The sequence below is a fragment of the Arthrobacter sp. NicSoilB8 genome (assembly GCF_019977355.1).
Lineage (GTDB): Bacteria > Actinomycetota > Actinomycetes > Actinomycetales > Micrococcaceae > Arthrobacter.
Window position 1 is genome coordinate 2,851,108 of the sequence record NZ_AP024655.1, and the last position, 17,799, is coordinate 2,868,906.

Genomic DNA, 17,799 nt, shown 5'->3' on the forward strand with positions numbered 1-17,799 from the left:
ATGCGCTGGCTCATCGGGATCAGCCTCCGTTTCAGGACGGTCGTCGTCGCCCTCGCATGCGCCGTGATGCTGCTCGGTTCCCTGCAGTTGAGTGCCGCGTCCGTGGATGTCTTCCCCGAGTTCGCGCCGCCCCGCGTGGAAATCCAGACCGCGTGCCTGGGACTGACCGCCCAGGAGGTCGAGGAACTCGTCAGTGTGCCGATCGAGGCCGCCGTGTCCGGCATGCCGGGTCTGGATGAGATCCGGTCAAAGTCCGTGCCGCAACTGTCATCGATCGTGCTGCTGTTCCATCAGGGCACGGACCTGCTCAACGCCCGCCAGCTTGTATCGGAGCGGATGGCCTCGGTGACCGCGGCGCTGCCCACCTGGGCGGCCCCGCCGGTGATGCTCCAGCCGCTGTCCGCGACCAGCCGCGTGATGAAGATCGGGATGACATCCTCGGAACACTCGCTCATCGAGATGTCCATGCTGTCCTACTGGACCATCCGGGCCCGGCTGCTAAGGGTCCCCGGGGTGGCCAACGTCGCCATTTGGGGCGAGCGGCTCCAGATGCTGCAGGTCCAGGTCGAGCCGGACAAGCTCAAGGCCCAGAACGTCTCCCTCAACCAGGTCATGGAAGTCACCGCCGGCGCCCTCGACGCCGGGCTGCTGAAATACTCACCCGGACGGTTCATCGGCACGGGCGGCTTCATCGACAGCCCGTCCCAGCGCATGGGCGTCCGCCACGTCCAGCCGATCCAGACTCCCGCTGACCTGGCCCAGGTGACCATCCGGGAAAAGGACGGCGTGGCTCTGCATCTGGGAGATGTGGCCCAGGTTGTGGAGGACCATCAGCCGCTCATTGGTGATGCCGTGATCAACAACGGACACGGACTCATGCTGATCGTCGAAAAGCTGCCATGGGGTAACACCCTGGACGTGACCCGGGGAGTTGAGGAGGCCCTGCACGAGCTGCAGCCGGGCCTGAGCGGCATCCACTTCGACACCACAATCTTCCGCCCCGCCAGCTTCGTTGAGGAGGCGATCTCCAACCTCAGCGTCGCGCTGCTGCTGGGCTGCCTGCTTGTCGTCATGATCCTCATCGCCTTCCTCTTCCAATGGCGCACGGCCCTGATCAGCATCATCGCCATCCCGTTGTCCCTGCTCACCGCCGCACTGGTGCTCTATTTCACGTCCAGCGCGATCAACACAATGGTCCTCGCGGGGCTGGTCATCGCCGTGGGCGTCGTGGTGGATGACGCGATCATCGACGTCGAGAACATCATGCGCCGGCTCCGGCAGCGCCGGGCCCAGGGCATTAATGGCTCCGGCAGTGATGAATCGGCGTCCTCGGTGGTCCTGAAAGCCTCCCTGGAGATGCGGAGTCCGATCGTCTACGCCACCTTGATCATCGTGGTCGCCGCCGTGCCGATCTTCTTCCTCGACGGGCTGACCGGCGTCTTCTTCCGGCCGCTGGCCGTCGCCTACACCCTTGCGGTCCTTGCCTCCATGCTCGTGGCGCTGACCGTCACGCCGGCCCTGGCCCTGATCCTGCTGGGCAACGCCAAACTGGAAGAACGCGACCCGCCGCTGGTCCGCGTGCTCAAACGCGGCTACCACACGGCCCTGTCCAAGGCCATGAACCGGCCCCGGTACGGCTACGTGGGCTTTGGCGTGCTGGCGACGGTGGGCCTGGTCATTGCTCCCCTGATGGGCTCGTCCCTGTTCCCCACGTTCAAGGAAAGAGACTTCCTGATGCACTGGATCTCGGAACCGGGAACCTCTGCCGCGGAGGAGTACAGGATCGCCCAGCGCGGCTGTGAGGAGTTCCTCAAGGTTCCGGGCGTCCTGAACTGCGGCACGCACATCGGGCAGGCCTTCGCCGCGGACGAGATCGTCGGGGTCAACGCCGGCGAGCACTGGATCAGCATCGACAGGCACGCCGACTACGACAAGACGGTGGCCGCCGTCGAGGAAGTGGTTGCCGGCTACCCGGGACTGCACCGTGACGTCCAGACCTACCTGAAGGAGCGGATTGAAGAAGTCATCACCGGTGCCAGCGAGCCGATCCTGGTCCGGGTCTACGGAGATGACCTCAACGTACTCCGGGAGGAGGCACAGCGGGTCAAGGCAATCATGGACCAGATCGAGGGCACCGAGAACGCGCACGTGTCCCTCGAGGTGGAGGTCCCCCAGATCGCCGTCACGGTGAACCTTGCCGCGGCACAAAAGTTCGGGCTTAAGCCCGGTGACGTCCGGCGCGCGGCCGCCACCCTCGTGGCCGGTGAGGAGGTCGGGGACGTCTTCCGGGACGGCCGTGCCTACGACGTCCAGGTCTGGAGCACCCCGGCGACCCGCTCCAGTGTCACCAGCATCGAGGACCTGCCCATCGACACGCCGAGCGGACAGCGGGTCCGCCTTGCCGACGTCGCGACCGTGAGCCTGCAGCCGACGCCAAACCAGATCGACCGCACCAACGGGTCCCGCCGGGTGGAAACGGGTGCCTTCCTGGCCCAGGGAGCAGACCTGGGAACCGTGGTCAGCGAGCTGAAGTCGCGGCTGGAGAAACTGGATCTACCGACCGGCTACAGCGTGCAGCTGCTCGGCGAGTACACCGAACGTGAGGCAGCGGCGAACCGCCTGATGATCTACTCCCTGGCTGCACTGGCTGTGATCCTCCTGCTGCTGCAGGCGTCTTTCCGGAGCTGGCGGCTGGCAGTGCTGTCGCTGCTCACGCTGCCCGTAGCCTTGGTAGGCGGGGTCATCGCCGCGTACCTGACCGGCGGAGTCCTGTCCCTTGGATCCCTCGTCGGATTCCTCACGGTGATGGGGATCGCGGCGCGCAACGGCATCCTGCTGATCAACCACTGCCAGCATCTGGAAACCTATGAAGGCGAGGCGTTTGGCCGCACCCTCGTGCTGCGCGGGGCGGCGGAGCGGCTGTCGCCGATTCTCATGACGACCCTGGCCACCGCATTGGCCCTGGTGCCGCTGGTGGTCATGGGCAATATTCCGGGCCACGAAATTGAGCACCCCATGGCCGTCGTCATCCTGGGCGGCCTGGTCACCTCCACCCTGCTCAATCTCTTCATCGTTCCCTCGCTCTATCTCCGGTTCGCCAAATCCAAGAAGACACTTGAGAAGGAACGCGCGGCCGCCGGGCCGGTGACCGCCTGACCGCGGCCACAGGCCGCGCTTGAACCCCGCAAAGGAAGCCCGATGTTTCGCAAAAACATTGCCGTAGCCAGTTGCCTTGTGGCACTGCCGCTCGCGCTCTTCACCGTCAGCCCGGCGGAAGCCGGCACCGGCCACGCCGCCGTCAGCGCCACGTCTGCCACCCCGACGGACTGCGGCCCGGGCTCTCTTCCGGACTTCAAGGCGGGGAATTTCCCGCAGGAGCCACGGGTGGACAACACCTGGCTCCCCATGAAACCCGGGACGCGCTCCGAGTTCAGCGGCACCGTCAAGGACCTCACCACGAGCCCGCCGGAGGTCCACACCCACCGCGTCGTGTCGATCGTGACGGGCCTGACCAAGGAGATCGACGGCGTTCGCACGGTTGTCCTGTGGGACCGCGACTACTCCGACGGCGTCCTGGAGGAATCCGAACTGGCGTTCTTTGCGCAGACCCGGAAGGGTGCGGTCTGGCTCCTGGGAGAGTACCCGGAGGAATTCGACGCCGGAAAGTTCACCGGCGCACCGAACACGTTCATCACGGGGGTGGACAAGGCCCGGGCAGGCGTCGCCATGCTGGCCCATCCGTCGGAGGGCTCTGGCCCGTATACGCAGGCGTCGGCACCGTCGATTGACTTCCTGGACTGCGGCCAGGTGGTCAGCAGAACCGCCACTGTTCTGAAGGTTGATGAGTTCAACCCGCTCGAAGGGTCGGCAGCCGGCCACCAGCAGAAGTACTACCGCGCCGGAGTGGGCAGCTTCAAAGTTACGGCCTCCAGCGGCGACAGCCAGGAGTTCCTGAAACTCGACGCGACGACGACGCTCGATGCCGATGCCTTGGCCGCCGTCGACAGGCATGCGCTGGCCCAGGACCGGCACGGCTATACCGTCAGCCCGGACGTCTACGGCACCACCGAACGGGCCCGTGCCGGGTGCTGACCTAGAACAGGGCGGCGGTCACGGTCCGGGTGAGCTGCTGGATGATCCGGGTCCGCGGGCCCATGTCCGAATAGTTCAGGCCGCGGGTGTAAACGACGAACACGAAGGCTCTGCCGTCCTTGACCAGGACACTGGCATCGTGCAGGTTGCCGTACAGCAGCCCGTATTTGTGGAAGACCCCTATTCCGGGCGGAACCGCCGGAGGGATGAGCGTCTCGTAGTTCGTGTGCTGCATGTAGGACAACAGCTGGGCGGTGTTGCGCGCATTGAGCAGTTGTCCGGTATAGAGAAGCTGGAGGGTCCGGGCCATTTCCGCCGGGGTCAGCAGGTTCACCGTCCGGTCGTACGTGATCCCGATCGACGCGGCGTAGTCGGTGATACCCCGCTGGCCGACCGCCGCCAGGATCAGCGCCCATGAATCGTTGTTGCTTTGCTGGACCATCTGGCGGATCTGGGCCCCGGCCGTCGAGACGCCCATCGGGGCAGTCAGCGAGGCCCGGCCGGTCTCCACGAGGTGGTAGTAAGCCGACGCGGCGAGGATCTTGGCCGTGCTGGCGGCCACAAACTTGCCCTGGACCCCGTAGCCGTGGACCACCCCGTCCGAAAGATCGATCAACGACACCCCCAGCGCGTAGGCCCTGTTGGCCGCGATGATCGCCCTGATCTGGCCGTCCAGTTCGGGGCCGATGGCCCGGGCCGCAACTGCGGCGGCGGGCACTTCATCGGGTTTGCCGGCCGCCGCCGGGACTGTGGGAGCCGGGGCAGCGGGGGCTGGAATCGCGGGAGCCGCACTGGGTGACGCGGCCGCAGCCGCCGGCAGATCAGTGGCCGCCGGCGAAGCTGTCCCGCCGGCGTCGGTGACCGTCGGTGATGTCCGGGCTGCGGACAGCGGTGACGCGACGGCGGTGCCCGACGGTGTCGCCGCTGCGGCGGCCGGCGGTTCACCCGGTATCCCTGTCTGGACGGTGGCGTAGACGCCACCGGCAACTACCAGGGCACCCGCGACGGCGGCCGCAGTCAGGAAGTGCGGCCGGATCCGCCGCAATTGCCAGGGGAGCCCCGGCCCGGGCCTTGATCCGGCGTCTGCCCGGTGGGCGCCGGCCCCGTAGTGGCGTGCCGGCTCAGTCATCCGGACCGCCCGGGCTGCTGTTCGAAAAGGTTCGCAGGCATCATACTTCCCCCGAAGGTGACTGCCCGCGGTGGGGCGTTGAAGTCCCTGCATTCTTCACCTTCGCGGTTCCCCGCGCAAGAGCCGGCTCTTGGGAATAGCTCTGGTCAGCCGGTCAGTTCCCGGCGCCGGAATCCCAGTTCCCGCTGCGCGCCGCGCAGCGGCGACCCGGTGAAGGGCAGGTCTTCAAGCCTGATGGTGCCGGCCGCCGCGAGGGCGGTTCCATTGGCCGAGGCCGCCGCCCTCGGCGGGAGGCCCAGTGCGTCGGCGAACTCGGCCCAGTGCCTGGCCCTGAGGTTCCTGGTCTTCCCCGCGACCGGCAGCGCGAGGGTCTCGTCGCCGTACAGGAGAGTGCACGGGACATCGAAGACCGGGGCAATCGTCCGGTCAGGGCCGCCGCCGAGGACGGCCAGGTTCTTGGCGTGAAGATCCCCGTTACCCGTCAGCCACGCAAAAACAAACTGCAGGTACAGGTTCCGGCTCGCCACCACCGGCGCCTTGCAGGTCCCGGCGAGGGCCGAGGCAACCTGCTCCGAGCTGACGCCGTACTTAGCCGCCGGCGGCAGTCCCAGCACCTGGGTGCCGTCCTCCAGCGGAAGCCGGACCCACACACCTGCCGGATCCTTGACCCGGTCGAACCTTTCCACCAGGAGCCCGGGAAGTCCGTTCCGGTCCGCGATGATCCGGCTCTTGGCCACCGGAATCTTCAGCGATTTCGCCGCCCGCAAGTGCGCGGCCTCATTGACCACCAGATGCGGATGCTCCGGCGGGTCCAGCTTGAGCAGATAGCGGTGCCCGCGCAGGGCCAGCGGCGTCGTCAGCATGGAGGCGCTGGTCTTGCGCTGGACTCCCGGCAGGCCGTGGAGATCCACGGTGTTGGCCAGCAGGGAAAAGTCGAGTTCTTCCGGTCGGGACGTGTCGGCCAGGCTTGGCGGTTCGACCGGCGGGACGCCCGCGGGAACCACCTGGACGTCCCCGGGCACGTCCGCGCCCACGGCCAGCAGGAGGGTCAGTTCGTCGTCGAAGCTCGTCTTGGTCGCATTCTTTAGCACCGTGAGGCGGTGCCCTTCCGGCAGGAGTCCCGCGAAGAACGCCGGTAGGGCCCCGGCCGGGGTCTCCACGGCCGGGGCGGACAGCGGGAGGGAGACGGCCACGGCGGGCAGGCCGGAGGAGACATAGGCGTTGAGGTAGGCGAAGCTCACCCCGCCGGAGCCGGTCCGGTTCAGGCGGCCGGCCAACGCCCCGTTCTTGTACACGTCCGCGGACCGGACAAATTTCAGGTCCTGCAGGTCCCCCGGCGCCAGCACTGCCATCACTGCACCGCCATTACTGCACTGCCTTCACTCCACAGCCACCACTGCACGGCATCTCGGCACCGCATCACGGCATCATCACCGCACCGTCAGGTGCAGGCCAAGGACATTGCTGACCGCGATGACGGCCTGCAGCGAGGGGTTCCCGGTGCCCGTCTCGATGGTCCGGACGGTGCGCACCGATGTTCCGGCCAGGTGGGCGAGGTCCTCTTGGGTGATACCGGCATCCTTGCGGGCGCTCCGGATGCCCGCCGCCACAGAGAGGGCATCACTCACTCCCGCGCCTACTCCCCCCACTCCCCGCACCTCAATCCCGTATCAGCCCGTTCCCTGTATAAGTGCCCCGCGTGTCATAACTGTCCCGCGCGTCACTCCGCGCATAACCGCTTGGGGCATCACTCCCGCCCGCCAGTCGGCAGGATGCTGCCGGTTGGCCGCTTGCTGGCTCCAATCCTGCCGTATTGCATCGGTTTCGGCAAGATCCTGCCGAAATGCACTTGGGAACGTACCCTCGACCTCTTTTGACGCCCAAAGCGGCAGGATCTCGCCGCGGCGTACTCTGGGGAAAGGGAGAGGAGCGGCGATGCGAAAAATCATCCTGGCCATGCAGGTGTCCCTCGATGGATTCTTCGAGGGACTGGACCGCGACATCAGCTGGCACATGGTGGACGAGGAGTTGCACCGCCACATGAACGAAAAGCTCGCCCCCATGGGTGCCTTCCTGGAAGGCCGCGTCACCTACGAGCTGATGGAAGACTACTGGCCGACCGCGGACATGGACCCCGACGTCAGTCCCCCGATGGCCGAGTTCGCCCACATCTGGCGGGACATGCCCAAGATCGTCTACTCCCGGACCCTGACGGCCGCCGGCCCGAACGCCACTGTGGTCCGGGAGGTCGTGGCGGCGGATGTCCTGGCCCTGAAGTCGCAGCCGGGCGGGGACATGGCCCTCGGCGGGGCTGAACTCGCAGATACTTTCCGTCGGCTCGGGCTGATCGACGAATACTGGGTGTACGTCCACCCCGTACTGATTGGACGGGGCCGCCCCATGTTCAAGGATGCGGACAGCCGGGCCCAGCTCCGGCTCTTGGAAACGCACGCCTTTGGCAACGGGGTGGCACTGCTGCGCTACGCCGCGTAGAGGGCCCCGCAGCTCGTCGTGGCGGGAATGCTCGGCGGCACGCCCCGCAGCACTTCTTAAGCGTTTCTTAATGGCACGGCGGAAGAGTGGTGACCGGTGCCCTTCCGGGCGCCCTTGTCCCGAGCCGGAGGATCCCATGACTGGACCCGCCCCCGTTGAACGCGATACAGCACTCAACCGCACCGCGGTGCGACCCACCGCCGTGCCCCCCGATGCCGTAAGTCCCGCCGTGGCGCCGCCACCATGGGTCCTCCCCCAGGTCCGTCACTGGATGCCGCTGGGCGTCCTGCTGTCCGTTGCCGTCCTGGCACTCGGCCTCGCGGCGCAGCTGGTGCCGGGCTTTAGCGCCGCCGAACTCGGCGTCGACCAGGACCTCAGCCAGCATCACGCCGCGGCCTTGACCGCCGTCGCGATGCTGCTGAACGTGGTGTTTGGACCGGTGGCCGGCGTCGGACTGATCGGCGCCGCCGCCCTCTACATCTGGCTGTTCCGCGGCGGCCTGGTCAAGGCGGTGGCCTTCGGCGTTGTGGCATCCTCAGGCTGGGTGGCCAGCGAGTTCTTCAAGCTCATCGTCGCCCGCCAGCGGCCCAACCCCGCCATGCTGTTCGATCCCCTGTCGCCGGAAACCGGCTCCAACAGTTTCCCGAGCGGCCACGTGTCCTTTGCCGTGGCCCTGGGTTTCGCGCTGTACTTCCTGGCCCGCGGAACCCGCCTGGCCCGGGTCACGGCCGTGGGAGCGGCAGCGATGGCGCTGGTCGTGGCCTGGTCCCGGCTGTATATCGGCGTCCACTACCCCACCGACGTCGTGGCGTCGTTCCTCGCCGCGAGCGCAGCGGTGGTACTGCTTGCCGGGCTGTGGAATCTGGCCGCTCCGCGGCTGGCGCACCGGCTTCCGGCCCTCGCCGTCACCCGGCCGCCGGCCCCCGAGAGGAAATGAGTATGCACATCCTGGACATTTCGACCCTCCTTCCCGCCGCACAGGCCGGAACGCCGTCGCTGCTGGACCCGGCAAGCCTGCTCGCCGGCCTGGGCCCGGGCGCCTTGGGCGTCATTGCGCTCATGGTCTTCATCGAGTCCGGCGTGCTCTTCCCTTTCCTGCCCGGCGACTCGCTGCTGTTCACCGCGGGACTCCTGCACCAGCAGCTGCAGCTGACACTGCCGGTGCTGATCGGCGTCGTCACCGCGGCTGCCATCGCCGGCGACCAGGTCGGCTACATGCTGGGGCGCACCTTCGGCCGGCGATGGTTCAAGGACGATGCCCGGATCCTGAAGACGGCACACCTGACCACGACGGAAGACTTCTTCCGGCGGCACGGCGGCGCCGCCGTCGTGCTGGCCCGCTTCGTGCCGATGGTCAGGACGTTTGCCCCGCTCAGCGCCGGGATTGCGCGCTATGAATACAAGTACTTCACCCTCTGGAACGTCACCGGCGCGGTGGCCTGGTCAGCCTCCGTCACGCTTCTGGGCACCTGGCTGGGACACTTTGACATCATCGCCAAGAACATCGACGCCATTGCCGTCGCCTTGGTCCTCGTCTCGGTCGTGCCGGGGGCCGTGCAGCTCCTGCGCCGCCGCACCCACCGACGCACGGACACCGGCAACACGGCTGCGGGAACCGGGGACGGCAACACGGCTGCGGGAACCGGGGACGGCGACACGGCTGCGGGAACTGGGGACGGACTGCGGACCCGGGAAATGGCCGCGGAAGAATAGGTGCCATGACAACCGCTGACCGCCCGTCCCTGCTGCTGGTCGAGGACGACGGTGTCCTGGGGCCACTCATCGCCGAGCTCCTGGAGCCGGATTACCAGGTCCGGCTGGTGACCGACGGCCGTGACGGCCTGCACCTGGGGCTGACCCAGGCCTGGGACGTGATGGTGATTGACCGCGGGCTCCCCGTAATGGACGGCATCGCCCTCATCGCGGCGTTGCGGTCCAAAGGCATCGCCACGCCCATCCTGATCCTGACCGCCCTGGGCGATGCCGGCGAGAAAGTCCGGGGACTCGACGCCGGCGCCAACGATTACGTGACCAAGCCGTTCGACGCCGCCGAGCTGGCAGCACGCCTGCGTGCCCTGACGCGCACCTTTGCTCCGGCCGCGGCACCGTTGACGATCGGAGACTGGGAACTCGACCCGGCGCAACGCACCGTCCGGTCTGTCTATGGGCATGCGGTGTCACTGACAGCGAAAGAAGCCCAGCTCCTGGCGGCCCTTGCCGCGGAACCTGACCGGGTTTTCACCCGGGACGAACTCCTCGCGGCGTACTTCCACGCTTCCGACCAGCCCGGCATGATCGATACCTACGTTCACCACCTTCGCCGGAAGGTCGCCAAGGCCGTCATCCGCACCGTTCACGGCGTCGGCTACCAGATCGGCGACGCCAGTGAGTAATGCAGGGACCGACGGCGAAAATCCGGACCGCTCCACGCTGCGCAAGGCCTCGCTCAAGGTCGCCCTGCGGATCAGCGCCGCGTGCGCGGTCATGGTTCTCGGGCTCCTCGCCGCCACGGCCCTTTATCTCATGAATCAGCTCGCACATCCGGAAGTGCCGGGCCCGGCGGCCGGGACGGCCTACGCCTACCTGGATTCCAAGGATGTGCTCGAAGCCATGGTCATCGCCGGCGTGGCGGGAATCGTGCTGGCGGGCTTCGTCGGGTGGCTCAGCGCGCGCAGCGCCATCCGGCCCCTCGGCGACGCCTTGGCCCGGCAGCGGCGCTTCGTCCAGGACGCCAGCCACGAACTGCGCACGCCTTTGACCATCCTGGACACCCGGATCCAGCTCGCCCAGCGCAACACCGAACCCGAATCCAGGCAGGGCCAGGACCTGGCCCGGATCCGTGAGGACGCCGCCACGCTGACCGGAATTGTCAACGAACTGCTCCTCGCGGCAACCACGGACGCCCCGGACCGCTCGGCGCCGCCCGCCGATCTGGCCGGCGCCGCCGCCGGCGTCGCCGGGAGCCTTCAGCCGGTGGCCGGCCAGCGGGACGTGCGCCTGGATTTCTCCGCCGAGGCCCGGCCGCTGGCCCGGATCGACGCGAACGCTCTGCGCCGTGCGGTACTGGCCCTGGCTGACAACGCCCTCGCCCACACCCCTCCGGGCGGCCGCGTCAGCATCACGACGTCGATCGAGCAGCACCGCGCGGTCATCACCGTGGCGGACACGGGGACCGGCATCACGGGTGTGGATCAGGCCCGGATTTTTGATCGCTTCGTGCGGGCCTCCGCTACCGGCGGATCACAGGGACAGCGGAGCTTTGGCATCGGGCTGGCCCTGGTCCGGGAGATCGCGGTCGCTGCAGGCGGTTCCGTCGAGGTGGCCTCGACCGGTCCTGGGGGAACCGTCATGAAGATGACGCTCCCGCTGGCGGGCGTCGGAAATCCGTGAGAAGTCCGGACCCGCGCCGGGCGGACCATGACAATCATGCCCAGATCAATAAGCCCAGGCCAACCTGACCCATAGTAATCGGACATAGGAAAGACCGGCGATCGCTTGCCCCCAAGGGAATTCGATCGCCGGTCTTTCCGGTCTGGCTAATCCCGGGGGGACTGTTTGGCCCCTGCGGGCTTAGGCCCGGACGAAGGTCACGCCGCCGGTGGCGGTGAGCCAGGACAGCGGGTGGACCATCGTCGCGTTGACGCCGTTCATGCCGCCGCTGACTACCTGGCCGTTGCCGGCGTAGATGCCGACGTGGCCGGACTGGACCACCATGTCGCCGGGCTGCGGGGTCGCCACAATGGTTCCGAGGCCAAGGAAGGCGCGGGGGCCGATGTCGCCGACGGGCTTGCCCGCTGCGCCCAGGGCCTTTTCCACCATGGCGGTGCAGTCCTGGGTGATGCCCAGCTGGCTGTAGGCGGCCGAGAGCATGATGGCGTTCCGGCCACCGGCGGGCGCCGCAGCCGGGGCGGCGGCCGGAGCAGCCTGCACCTGCACGGTTGCCTTCGGTGCCGCCGCAGGCGCTGCGGGAGCCACTGCGGGAGCCGCGGCAATAGCCTTGGGCTGTTCGATGACGGGAGCGGCGACCGTGGCCACCGCGGGGCGGTCAAAGCTGATCTTGACGCTTGAATCGGCGCTGACCGGCGCGCTGACGAGTCCCTTGACGTCCAGAGTGGACGCCGGAGCGGAGTCGCGCTTCGCAGGTGCCGCGGCAGCGTTGGCTGCCATTCCGCTGGTGAGGACCAGGCCGGATGCGGCGGCGAGGACGGTGGCATGGCGCGCAAAAGTACGGATTGAAGACATGGATGTAGCCTCTCCCAATGCCTGCGAGGTGAGCTGTCGGATTCGGATGGGAGTCACCCGGCCGCACTCAAGGGCCCGTCGTTGCGGGCGCTGTGCGGCTTCACCCCAAGACCTGCATCTATCAGCAGGCCAAAAGTGGTTTCCCCGTCTCTGCCGGTCGTTGATGCGAGTTACCCCCGGGCCGCGGCAGAGTTAGGCAATCGGCTGGGGAGCGCCCGTATCGGAGACAACAGGCACATGTCCACGGTAGCGCGAACCGCACCCGAATGTCACATTAAGGTAACGGAGGCCACGGTGCCGGCCGGCAAATGCCCGTAGGGCGCCACGGCTTTTCGCACATAGGATGATGCCACCAGCACCACCTTCGAAGCGGAGGCCCGAAATGAACAGCCACTGTGTCGCCATCTGCCAGTTGAGCAACCAGCCCCAGGAGGATTTCGACGTCAACACCGAACTGCTGATCCTGGACGGCGGGGACGTCCACGTGTCCACCTGGGATGCTGAACCGCGGGACGGCGGCTTCGACGAGCACGTCCTGAACGACCGGGTGGACGCGCTCGGGTTCATGGTGGTCAATGACTGGGCCTTCCTGGACGGGAAGGCGTATGCGGTAGTGGAGCGGCGGACTGCACCTTAGACGCAGGCACCTTAGACGCACGGCACAGTTGGCGCACGGCACCGCAGAGGGGACTAATCTCATTCCATGATGAAGGAGCCGACGGCCGGCATCACCGCCATCCCGGTCGCGCTTGCCTGCCCGACAGTCCAACGGCCGGCCTGCAGCGGCGAGCCGTGACGTTCCTGTCCTTGGCGCTGATCGCCGTCGTCGCACTGGCCGGCCCGCTGCTGGCACTGCCGGTGCGCTGGCGGTTGCCTGTGGTGCTGGGTGAACTGCTCGCCGGCATCGTGATCGGGCGGTCGGGATTGGCCCTCGTGGACCCCTCCGATCCGACGTTTAGCCTGCTGGCCAACATCGGGTTCGCGCTGATGATGTTTGTGGCCGGAACCCACGTTCCCGTGAGGGATCCTCAGATCCGCTCCGCCCTCGGCAAGGGGGCCCGCCGGGCGACGGCGGCGGCGGCGGCGGCGGTGGCAGTCGGCACCGGCATCGGCCTGCTCTTCGGGACTGGTCATGCCCCGCTCTACGTCGTGCTGCTGGCGTCCTCTTCGGCTGCCCTGGTCCTTCCAATCGTCGATTCGCTGCGCCTGGGCGGACCCGATGTCGTCGCCATGACAGCGCAGGTGGCAATCGCCGACATCGCCTGCATTGTGGCGCTGCCGCTCCTGGTGGATCCGCCCCACGCCGGCCGGGCGGCGCTCGGCGCACTCACCGTGACCGGCTGTGCGGTGGCGCTCTATGTCGCGCTGCGCTGGCTGGAGGACAAGGGCATCCGCGGGCGCGTGCACCGTCTCTCGGAAAACCGCAAGTTCGCCCTCGAGCTGAGGTTCCAACTGGCGGCGCTGTTTGCAATGGCCGGCGTGGCGACTTTCAGCAACGTGTCGGTGATGATGGCGGGTTTTTCCTTCGGCCTGGTGGTGGCCGCCGTCGGCGAACCGCGGCGGCTGGCCCGGCAGCTGTTCGCCCTTAGCGACGGCTTCCTGGGGCCGGTGTTTTTCGTCTGGCTGGGAGCCTCATTGACGCTGAGGGACCTGGCCGGGCATCCGGACATGATTGGTCTGGGCCTGGCCCTGGGTGCCGGGACGCTGCTGACGCACGCCGGCCTGGTGTTCCTCGGGCTCCCGCTGCCCCTCGGGGTGTTGTCCGCGGCCCAGCTCGGCGTGCCCGTGGCGGCGGCGAGCATCGGGACGCAGCTGCAGGTGCTGCTCCCCGGCGAGGCCGCCGCGCTGCTGGTGGGCGCACTGGTCACCATCGCCGCGAGCGCTGTTGCCGGTTCACGGGCGGCCAGGACGTTCGCGCTTCCCGCGAATTCCGGCGGAAAATCCGGCGGGGCCGGCACCATTGTCGGCCCAGGCGACCCGGGCGATCCCCAAGGCTGAGCGAGGGCGCGGGCAGCCGCTGCCGGGGCGGACCGGTCACCCTCGGGCGGACGTGAACTGCAGCTCGGGCCTCTTCTTCGCCATCTCCGCCAGGACCCGGGAAACCGCCTCCCGGACCACCGCGCCGTCGGTGAGGGCGTCGGCGTCGGCCTCGGAAGTGAACCTCCCGGAGGTCCCGTCGAGCACGGAAACGGCGTGGCGGACGAATCTGTCCCAGTCCCCTGCGCCCGCGCGCAGCGCCAGCAGCGGCGAGAGCAGCGCGGCCCGGCGCAGCCAGGCGTCAGGCTCACGCACCCACCGGTCCAGCACGCTGTCGGCCCGCACCCGGCTCAGTACGTCGAGTCCGTTCACTAGGGGGCCGACGACGTCGACTGCGAGCGGGTCCACGAGGTCCCGCACCCTCGCCTCCCGGATGAAGCCCTCCAGCCGGGTGAGGTCGGAGTTGGTCAACAGCAACACATTCGTCTGCAGCAGCACCACCGCGGCCAGGCGCCGCTCGAAAACCGGCAACGCCCACAGTTCCGAGCTCAGCGCTGTGATCTCATCACGGGACAGCCCGGGATAGCGGCGGCCGGCGTTGCGGATGGTTCCCCGCACCGCACCCACGGAGGCGCCGTAAACCCGGAGCCCGCTGCCCCCGGGTTCCTTTCCCAGCCGGGACTGCAGTTCGTCCGCACGGCTCCAGGAACTCTCCTGCTGCAGCGCGGCGTCAATGAATTCGCCAGCATCACTCACGGGTCCATTCTTGCCCCTCACTGCCCGCGGCGGAAACGCGGTACCAACCCGTCCTGAGCGGCCCCTTCGAAGGGTCCCTCTGACTCGCCCGTCTGTCCCGCCTGTGTCCCCGTCTGCCTGTCCGGCTGCCTGTCCGACTGCCTGTCGGTCTGCCTAGACTGATCAGGTCAGGTCTCCGATCGAAAGCGGTTCACGAAACCATGCACACCAAGCTGTCACTCGCCGTCGCACTTTCCGCCGTGACGCTGGGGGTGGCGGCGTGCGCTGCCCCCGCGCCGTCCACCGCGCCGTCGGCCCAGGCCCCGGCGCCGGCGGCGGCCGCCGACTTTGCCTTGGACACCGCAGGGGCGCCCGGCCGGATCGCCCAGGCCGGCCTTGAGGTGCTGACAGCAGAGGGCAATGTCGACCACTATCACGCTCATCTGGACGTACTGAAGGACGGCAAGCCCGTCGCGGTGCCGGCCAATATCGGCATCACCGCCGGACCGGACCACAGGCCCAACGGCATCTCAGCGCTGCACACCCACGACACCACGGGCGTGGTCCACATCGAGTCCCCCACCGCGGGCCGGGTCTTCACCCTCGGGCAGTTCCTGACGGAATGGGGCGTCCTCGGAGGCAGCGGCGCCCCGGGCACGGGGGCGGGACCGCTGGACGGCTGGACCCTCTACGTGAACGGCCAGAAGTACGACGCCGGCATCCGGGACCTCCCGCTGAAAGCGCATGACGAGATCCTCTTGTCCTACGGCGCTGCCCCGGCACAGATTGCTGCCGCCTACGCTTTCCCGCCCGGAGAATGACATGGGTGCGGTCACGGGGTACGCGCCGGATCCCCGCGGCCAAACCGCCGGCCGCATGACTGGAGGTTTGCGGGCCAAGGTAACGATCGAGTAACGTTGGGCCCTGGCCGTGAAGGCCAGGCCCGAATGCAGGGCCCCCGGGCTGCCCTCACCCGGGCCCGGTTGCGCCGTTCGGCGTCTGCTCGCCCGTGCCCTTGCGGCAGGGGCCGGATGAAGCTTCCCGCACCCACCGCCGCCCTCGCAGCGACGATTAGGTGCGCCAGTCACAAAGCCCGGAGGGGTCCGTTGTTTAAGCAAACACCGTTCAAAAAAGCACAGTTCAAGCAAGAAGAATTCACGGCAGAAGAGTTCAAGCCAAAGCACTTCAATCAAATAGTCCTTGCGCTGGCCGTCGGCGCGCTGTCCCTGACCGGGTGCAGCGTGGCGCCCACGGCGGGCACCGCTGCTCCTTCAGCGGCCAGCGAGCCCTCGCGCCCCGCCGCGGCCTCCACGTCCTCGGCGGCCACAGCACCTAAGGCGGCGGCCGCTGCGTCTGCCACCAAGCCTGCTGCCGCAGCCGCCGCTGCCGGGGAGACCGGGGCCGACGCTGCTCCCGCCGCTGCGGCTGAAGCGCCTGCCGCCGCGCCCGGCGCCGCGCCGATCGCCGCGGGGGCCGGTGGCGCACAAGCGGCAGCCGCTACGGGTTCGACGCCGGCCGCGCCGGCCGCCGCCCCCGTTACGGCCCAGGCAGCCGTCGCAGCGACCGGCGACGGCTCGCAAGCCGCGACGGCACGGGGCTGGGGTGCAGTTGTTGCAGGTGACGAGTTCTCCAACACGGGCGCCCCGGACTCCACCAAGTGGAGCGTCTTCAAGGGAACCGGGCATGCCGGCAAGGGCGTGCGGAGCCCGCAGGCGTGGGCCGTTGCCAACGGGGTGGCCACGGTCAGCGGCGATTCGGCCGGCACCACGGGCGGCATGTCGGCCAAATTTGCGCAACAAAAATACGGCAAGTGGGAAACGCGCATGCGGACCAACGCCCGGGACCCGAAGTACCACCCGGTGCTGATCCTGTGGCCCAACAGCACCTCGCCCAACTGCGCCGAGATCGACTACGCCGAGGGCAGCACCAACACGGCCCAAATCAAGTTCTTCCTGCACTATGCCTGCAGCGGATCGAACTTCCAGACCACCGCGGCCAAGACCATCGACACCACGCAGTGGCACAACTACGCCGTGGAGTGGACTCCGGCCGGCATCACCGGATACATCGACGGCGTGAAGACCTTCTCCGACACAAACCCGGCGCATCTTCCCTCCGTCGGCATGCACCAGACGCTGCAGTTGGACTGGTTCCCCGACGGATCAGCCACGAAACCTTCACAGATGCAGGTCGACTGGGTCCGCGTCTACAAGTAGGCGTCCCTGCGTAGGACCAACTCATCACCAAGGCAGCCCCGCGTCCCGTTTGGGACGCGGGGCTGCCTTGGTGATGAGTGCCTTGTCGTTGGCCGGCCGACGCCGGCGGGATGTCCCCGGCGTCGAATTCAAACCCCCCGCATTCAAACCCCCGAATTCAAACCCCCGAATTCAAACCTCCGGAATTCAAACCTCCGGAATTCAAACCTCCTGCAGTTCGCGGGCAAGCACGGCCGAGACGAGCATGGAGCCGGCTGCTGTCACCGCGTCGATGACCGGAATACCAAGGCGGCGGCGGAGCACCTCTGCCATGCCGATGCTGCTCAGGCCCGTGCTGGCCTGGACGATGACGTCGGCGCCGGCATCAACGAGCATGTGCGCCGCGGCGAGGGTGTCGAAGATCCCGGTCGGCATCAGGAATGCGTCGGGTGTCTCGACGTGTCCCACGCCGTCGATGAGCAGCATGCGTTCGCCCAATGCGTCTGAGATAGGGCCCGGCACATGGGCTCCGAGTCCCAGCACGCCAATCCTTCCGCCAAAAGTCTGTGCCGCTGCCGCGGCAGCGGAGCCAGCTCCGATGACCGGGATATCCACGGCCGCGCGGGTTGCCGCCAGGCCGGGGTCCGACGCGCAACTAATGATCAGGGCATCGGCGTCGCCGGCCATTTCCCTCGCCAGCAGGGCAACTTTGGGTGCCGCGGCTGCAAGCGACGCCTGGTCATAGACTCCGGACGGCTGGTCCGGGATGCAGCGGGAGGTAACGGTAAATCCGAAGGCTTCCTGCAGGATCCTCCCGTGGGCGTTGAGCAGGCGGCGGTCCGACGTCGTCATCACCCGGATCAGTCCAACACGCATGATGTATTACCTTTCCGAACGGAATCCATGGTGCGAGGCTACTCGGCGAGTATTTCCATG

Annotated in this window: 17 protein-coding genes and 1 riboswitch; of the genes, 11 read left to right on the top strand and 6 right to left on the bottom strand. The window is 67.8% G+C overall.

Annotated features, from left to right (window positions below):
• The gene (locus tag LDO15_RS12830) at positions 1-3,156 is read left to right on the top strand and encodes an efflux RND transporter permease subunit (RefSeq protein ID WP_223979278.1); all 3,156 of its coding nucleotides are present in this window, start codon (positions 1-3) and stop codon (positions 3,154-3,156) included.
• Positions 3,157-3,198: 42 nt separating this feature from the next.
• Positions 3,199-4,092: a hypothetical protein gene (locus tag LDO15_RS12835; RefSeq protein WP_223979279.1), complete on the top strand. Its 894-nt coding sequence runs from the start codon at positions 3,199-3,201 to the stop codon at positions 4,090-4,092.
• A 1-nt stretch (position 4,093) separates the two neighbouring features.
• On the opposite strand, the gene LDO15_RS12840 is transcribed toward LDO15_RS12835, so the two are convergent.
• The 3 genes from LDO15_RS12840 to LDO15_RS12850 all read right to left on the bottom strand — a co-directional run bounded on the left by LDO15_RS12840 (position 4,094) and on the right by LDO15_RS12850 (position 6,849).
• Positions 4,094-5,221 (bottom strand): serine hydrolase, encoded by a 1,128-nt coding sequence (locus LDO15_RS12840; protein WP_223979280.1) that lies wholly within the window; start codon positions 5,219-5,221, stop codon positions 4,094-4,096.
• 146 nt (positions 5,222-5,367) lie between these two features.
• A complete protein-coding gene (locus LDO15_RS12845) occupies positions 5,368-6,573 on the bottom strand; it encodes a HipA domain-containing protein (RefSeq protein WP_223987343.1) in 1,206 nt (401 codons plus the stop codon).
• A gap of 78 nt (positions 6,574-6,651) precedes the next feature.
• A complete protein-coding gene (locus tag LDO15_RS12850) occupies positions 6,652-6,849 on the bottom strand; it encodes a helix-turn-helix domain-containing protein (RefSeq protein WP_223979281.1) in 198 nt (65 codons plus the stop codon).
• Between the two features lie 307 nt (positions 6,850-7,156).
• Here LDO15_RS12850 and LDO15_RS12855 point away from each other — a divergent pair, with 307 nt between their 5' ends.
• The 5 genes from LDO15_RS12855 to LDO15_RS12875 all read left to right on the top strand — a co-directional run bounded on the left by LDO15_RS12855 (position 7,157) and on the right by LDO15_RS12875 (position 11,104).
• Complete coding sequence (locus tag LDO15_RS12855) at positions 7,157-7,714, top strand: dihydrofolate reductase family protein (RefSeq protein WP_223979282.1); 558 nt, start codon at positions 7,157-7,159, stop codon at positions 7,712-7,714.
• 136 nt (positions 7,715-7,850) lie between these two features.
• On the top strand, positions 7,851-8,651 hold the full coding sequence (locus tag LDO15_RS12860; protein WP_223979283.1) for a phosphatase PAP2 family protein: 801 nt from the start codon (positions 7,851-7,853) through the stop codon (positions 8,649-8,651).
• Positions 8,652-8,653: 2 nt separating this feature from the next.
• Positions 8,654-9,427 (top strand): VTT domain-containing protein, encoded by a 774-nt coding sequence (locus tag LDO15_RS12865; RefSeq protein ID WP_223979285.1) that lies wholly within the window; start codon positions 8,654-8,656, stop codon positions 9,425-9,427.
• 5 nt (positions 9,428-9,432) lie between these two features.
• A complete protein-coding gene (locus LDO15_RS12870; RefSeq protein ID WP_223979287.1) occupies positions 9,433-10,107 on the top strand; it encodes a response regulator transcription factor in 675 nt (224 codons plus the stop codon).
• Positions 10,100-11,104: a HAMP domain-containing sensor histidine kinase gene (locus LDO15_RS12875; RefSeq protein ID WP_223979289.1), complete on the top strand. Its 1,005-nt coding sequence runs from the start codon at positions 10,100-10,102 to the stop codon at positions 11,102-11,104. Before LDO15_RS12870 ends, LDO15_RS12875 begins: the two co-directional genes overlap by 8 nt.
• 180 nt (positions 11,105-11,284) lie before the next feature.
• On the opposite strand, the gene LDO15_RS12880 is transcribed toward LDO15_RS12875, so the two are convergent.
• Positions 11,285-11,956, bottom strand: a complete 672-nt coding sequence (locus LDO15_RS12880; RefSeq protein WP_223979291.1) for a hypothetical protein — start codon at positions 11,954-11,956, stop codon at positions 11,285-11,287.
• 4 nt (positions 11,957-11,960) lie between these two features.
• A riboswitch (cyclic di-AMP (ydaO/yuaA leader) is annotated at positions 11,961-12,165 on the bottom strand.
• Between the two features lie 173 nt (positions 12,166-12,338).
• Here LDO15_RS12880 and LDO15_RS12885 point away from each other — a divergent pair.
• Positions 12,339-12,593 (top strand): hypothetical protein, encoded by a 255-nt coding sequence (locus tag LDO15_RS12885; RefSeq protein ID WP_223979293.1) that lies wholly within the window; start codon positions 12,339-12,341, stop codon positions 12,591-12,593.
• 155 nt (positions 12,594-12,748) lie between these two features.
• Positions 12,749-13,954, top strand: coding sequence for a cation:proton antiporter (locus LDO15_RS12890; protein ID WP_223979294.1), 1,206 nt, complete (start codon positions 12,749-12,751; stop codon positions 13,952-13,954).
• A 36-nt stretch (positions 13,955-13,990) separates the two neighbouring features.
• Here the strand turns inward: LDO15_RS12890 and LDO15_RS12895 are convergent, their stop codons facing one another.
• Positions 13,991-14,689, bottom strand: a complete 699-nt coding sequence (locus tag LDO15_RS12895) for a DNA alkylation repair protein (RefSeq protein ID WP_223979295.1) — start codon at positions 14,687-14,689, stop codon at positions 13,991-13,993.
• A gap of 200 nt (positions 14,690-14,889) precedes the next feature.
• Between LDO15_RS12895 and LDO15_RS12900 the strand changes: the two genes are divergently transcribed.
• On the top strand, positions 14,890-15,489 hold the full coding sequence (locus tag LDO15_RS12900; protein ID WP_223979296.1) for a DUF4430 domain-containing protein: 600 nt from the start codon (positions 14,890-14,892) through the stop codon (positions 15,487-15,489).
• A 285-nt stretch (positions 15,490-15,774) separates the two neighbouring features.
• A complete protein-coding gene (locus LDO15_RS12905; protein WP_223979297.1) occupies positions 15,775-16,884 on the top strand; it encodes a glycoside hydrolase family 16 protein in 1,110 nt (369 codons plus the stop codon).
• A gap of 201 nt (positions 16,885-17,085) precedes the next feature.
• On the opposite strand, the gene LDO15_RS12910 is transcribed toward LDO15_RS12905, so the two are convergent.
• A complete protein-coding gene (locus LDO15_RS12910) occupies positions 17,086-17,739 on the bottom strand; it encodes an aspartate/glutamate racemase family protein (protein ID WP_223979298.1) in 654 nt (217 codons plus the stop codon).
• Between the last annotated feature and the right edge of the window lie 60 nt (positions 17,740-17,799).

Bases quoted from the DNA above. Each gene is read 5' to 3' on its own strand.
- LDO15_RS12830 (WP_223979278.1), top strand. From the start codon at position 1: ATGCGCTGGCTCATCGGGATCAGCCTCCGTTTCAGGACGGTCGTCGTC.
- LDO15_RS12835 (WP_223979279.1), top strand. From the start codon at position 3,199: ATGTTTCGCAAAAACATTGCCGTAGCCAGTTGCCTTGTGGCACTGCCG.
- LDO15_RS12840 (WP_223979280.1), bottom strand. From the start codon at position 5,221: ATGACTGAGCCGGCACGCCACTACGGGGCCGGCGCCCACCGGGCAGAC.
- LDO15_RS12845 (WP_223987343.1), bottom strand. From the start codon at position 6,573: ATGGCAGTGCTGGCGCCGGGGGACCTGCAGGACCTGAAATTTGTCCGG.
- LDO15_RS12855 (WP_223979282.1), top strand. From the start codon at position 7,157: ATGCGAAAAATCATCCTGGCCATGCAGGTGTCCCTCGATGGATTCTTC.
- LDO15_RS12860 (WP_223979283.1), top strand. From the start codon at position 7,851: ATGACTGGACCCGCCCCCGTTGAACGCGATACAGCACTCAACCGCACC.
- LDO15_RS12865 (WP_223979285.1), top strand. From the start codon at position 8,654: ATGCACATCCTGGACATTTCGACCCTCCTTCCCGCCGCACAGGCCGGA.
- LDO15_RS12870 (WP_223979287.1), top strand. From the start codon at position 9,433: ATGACAACCGCTGACCGCCCGTCCCTGCTGCTGGTCGAGGACGACGGT.
- LDO15_RS12880 (WP_223979291.1), bottom strand. From the start codon at position 11,956: ATGTCTTCAATCCGTACTTTTGCGCGCCATGCCACCGTCCTCGCCGCC.
- LDO15_RS12885 (WP_223979293.1), top strand. From the start codon at position 12,339: ATGAACAGCCACTGTGTCGCCATCTGCCAGTTGAGCAACCAGCCCCAG.
- LDO15_RS12900 (WP_223979296.1), top strand. From the start codon at position 14,890: ATGCACACCAAGCTGTCACTCGCCGTCGCACTTTCCGCCGTGACGCTG.
- LDO15_RS12910 (WP_223979298.1), bottom strand. From the start codon at position 17,739: ATGCGTGTTGGACTGATCCGGGTGATGACGACGTCGGACCGCCGCCTG.